This window comes from Streptomyces sp. NTH33, assembly GCF_003236365.1.
GTDB lineage: Bacteria > Actinomycetota > Actinomycetes > Streptomycetales > Streptomycetaceae > Streptomyces.
The window spans coordinates 1-3,197 of record NZ_POTZ01000621.1 but is presented as its reverse complement, the minus strand read 5'-3'; the positions used below and the strand labels follow the sequence as shown (position 1 = coordinate 3,197).

Genomic DNA, 3,197 nt, shown 5'->3' with positions numbered 1-3,197 from the left:
CATCCGCCCGCCCGTCCCGAGGAGCCGTCATGACACCGGTCCTGCACACCGAACGACTCACGTTCCGGCCCTACCGCCCCGAGGACGAGGACGTCTTCGTGGCCCTGCTGCGCGACGAGGAGGTCTGCCGCTGGATGGGCCAGGAACGCGTGCCGGAGGCCGACATCCGCACGCTGTTCCGAGCCATCCTCACCGACGTCTACCCGCAGCGCAGGTTCGACGTGTGGGGACTGTGGCTCGAGGAGGTCTACGTCGGCCACGCGGAGGTGAAGAAGACCGGCAACGTCGACGGCCACGAACTGATCACCGCCCTCGCCCCCGAGCACTGGGGCCGGGGCCTGGGCACGGAGGTGGTCCGCGGCCTGCTCCGCCACGCCGCCGACAACCTGGGCCTGAAGGAGGCCTACGGCATGGTCGGCGCCGACAACACCGCCAGCCTGGCACTGGGCCGCCGACTGGGCTTCCGGCACGTGCGCGACGTGGTCGGCGACGACGGCACCGTGACCAAGCTGCTGGTGATCCCGACGACGGACCCGAACTGACACCGGAAGCCGGTCCGGAACGTCACGCTGCCATCCCCGCGCCCTCGGTCCGGCTCCACGCCCTCTCCTGAGAGGTGGGTAGGGCCGACCACCCCCAGCCGCGATCACGAGCCGTTCAGCCGTCCACGGAACGGTCGTGATCCACCTGTTCGGCCCGGGCCGTTTGCGGGATGGGCACCGCATTCGTCTTGCGGCGCATTCGTCGTTGTGGTGATCAGCGGACGTCCGGCCGCAGGTGTACGGGCAGGGTGACGTGTCCGTTGCTGATCAAGGTTGGGACGGGCGGCCGATTCCCTTGAGTCGGGCTTGGAGGTCGCAGAGGTCGAAGGTGTCACGGGTATGGCGGCGGCCGAGTTCTTCGAGCTCGATATGACTCCAGCGGCCAGCTGCGGCTCGGACATCGATCAGAGCACGGGCCAAGCCCCGGTCCGCCAGTGCGCGGACCTTCCGAGTGAGAGCACCAGGCCATGTTCGGTCTTCACCGGCGGACGCCGGAGCACTCCTTGAGGACATCGCCCTCGCACTCCCCTACACCCCATGACCGGGACGAACGGCTGTCGTGCCTGCGCCGTATCTTTCGACGGGGGCAGCGTGAGCTGCACCCCGTGGCACTGACCGGCACCGGAGGTCATCGGCCAGATCGTGGAAGGCCCGGGCTGCCCGCCCCGAAAGACGCGGTCGCGGGCGTCGCAGGCCTCCGGCACCAGGTGCAGAACGGTGTGGGCGGCCTTCGGAGCCAAGCGGTCGAAGGGCCGGTCCCCGTAGGCGGCGGCGTCACGGTGGGCGAGTGTGGTGAGCATCGTGTCGGCTGTCGCAAAAAGCCCACGGGAGAACAGGGGCAGAACTCGGTCCGGACCCCGCCGCCGAGCCGGCTCAGACCGTGGTGACGACCTGGTCGAACTCCAGACGAGGGGAGCGCGGGTACCAGGCGTCCTCGCCCGGCTTGCCGATGTTGACGACCATCAGCGGGGTGTGGTCGTCGTCCAGGAAGTCCTTGCGGACGCCCTCGAAGTCCAGGCCGGTCATCGGGCCGGCGGCGAGGCCCGCGGCCCGGATGCCGATGATGAAGTACGCGGCCTGGAGGGCGGCGTTGAGGGCGGCCTGGCTCTCCCGCACCCCACGGTCGCTGAAGACGACGTCCTTGGCCTGGGGGAAGTGCGGGAAGAGGTGGGGCAGCTCCTCGTGGAACTCGTTGTCCGCGGAGAGGATCGCGACCAGGGGGGCGGTGGCGGTCTTCGCCCGGTTGCCCTCCGCCATGTGCTGGACGAGACGCTCGCGGGCCTCGGCGGAGCGGACCAGGGTGATGCGCAGCGGCGACTGGTTCATGGACGTCGGGCCGTACTTGACCAGATCGTAGATCGCCTGGACCTGCTCCTCGGACACCGGTTCGGCGGTGAAGGTGTTCGCAGTGCGGGCCTCACGGAAGAGAAGGTCCTGGGCGGCGGGGTCAAGAGCGAGCGACATGGGGGAACTTCCTCACAATGAATGGCGGATCCCGGGGGATCGACTTGCGGCACCGACACTATGCCTTGAATGTTCAAGGTTCAACAAAAGCCGGGCTGCGGTGATCAGCTTCACAGGGTGACGGCACACCGCGGTCACCCTGGTCGTCCTGGGTATTGACAGGGTGCGGCCCTGGTCGCTCTCATAAATGGGAGCGCTCCCACGTCCCGCGTCCTTCCCTCGGAGGCATACGTGCGCACCCCCCACTTGCGCTTACTGCGCCGCTCCTGGACGGCGGCCCTCGCGGCTGCCGGGTCCGTCGCCCTGCTGGTGTCCGGATCCATCGCGACACCCACCAGTGCCGCGGGGGTCGGCTGCCGGGTCGACTACACCGTGAACCAGTGGGCCGGCGGCTACACGGCCCAGGTCAAGGTCACCCATCTCGGCCCGGCGGTCAACGGCTGGCGTCTGACCTGGACCCACGCCGACGGCCAGCGGGTGACATCGGCGTGGAACGCGACCGTCACCCAGACCGGCGCCTCCGTCGTCGCCGTCAACACGGACTGGAACGGCTCTCTGGCCACCGACGGATCCGCCGAGTTCGGTGTCCAGGGCACCTGGAGCTCGGCCAACCCCGCCCCGACCGACTTCGCCCTCAACGGGGTGGTCTGCGGCGGAACCGGCACCACTCCCTCCGGCGCCTGGCAGTTCGCCGCGCCCGACTGCCAGGGCACCGGGACCGCGGCCGTCGACACCTCGGTCGCGCACAGCGGCGGCAGGTCGCTGCGGATCGACGGCAGGGCCGGTTACTGCAACCACGCCTTCGTCGCCTCCACCGCGAACCTGTCGTCGGTGGGGCCGTTGATGCATGTGCGCATGTGGGTGCGGCACACCACCGCGCTCCCCGCGGCCCATGTCACCTTCGTCTCCCTGCCCGACAGCTCCCAGGGCGGCCGGGCGCTGCGCGTCGGCGGCCAGAACGGCGCCCTCCAGTGGAACCGGGAGACCGACGACGCCACCCTGCCCGCGCAGAGCCCGGCGGGCGTGGCGCAGAGCAGGCCGCTGCCGACCGGGAGCTGGCAGTGTCTGCGCTTCGCGATCGACACGACGGCGCCCAAGCTCGACACCTGGCTCGGCGACGAACAGATCCCGGGCCTGCACGCGGACGGCGTCCCCACCCAGGACATCGACCAGCAGTGGCTTGCCCGCACC

The 3,197-nt window shown here is 70.0% G+C and carries 3 protein-coding genes and 1 pseudogene; 2 read left to right on the top strand and 2 right to left on the bottom strand.

Going from position 1 to position 3,197, the window contains the following annotated elements; all coding sequences use genetic code 11:
- The first annotated feature begins 29 nt into the window (after positions 1-29).
- The gene (locus C1I97_RS33955) at positions 30-542 is read left to right on the top strand and encodes a GNAT family N-acetyltransferase (protein WP_111006848.1); all 513 of its coding nucleotides are present in this window, start codon (positions 30-32) and stop codon (positions 540-542) included.
- A gap of 291 nt (positions 543-833) precedes the next feature.
- Here C1I97_RS33955 and C1I97_RS42065 read toward each other — a convergent pair.
- Together C1I97_RS42065 and C1I97_RS33945 are read right to left on the bottom strand one after the other, a co-directional pair.
- Positions 834-1,068, bottom strand: a pseudogene (locus tag C1I97_RS42065) (hypothetical protein); the annotation flags it as partial.
- A 347-nt stretch (positions 1,069-1,415) separates the two neighbouring features.
- Positions 1,416-2,006: a malonic semialdehyde reductase gene (locus tag C1I97_RS33945; protein WP_111006847.1), complete on the bottom strand. Its 591-nt coding sequence runs from the start codon at positions 2,004-2,006 to the stop codon at positions 1,416-1,418.
- A gap of 231 nt (positions 2,007-2,237) precedes the next feature.
- Between C1I97_RS33945 and C1I97_RS33940 the strand changes: the two genes are divergently transcribed.
- Positions 2,238-3,197 (top strand): cellulose-binding domain-containing protein (locus C1I97_RS33940; RefSeq protein ID WP_111006846.1); only part of this gene is annotated, 960 nt, incomplete at its 3' end.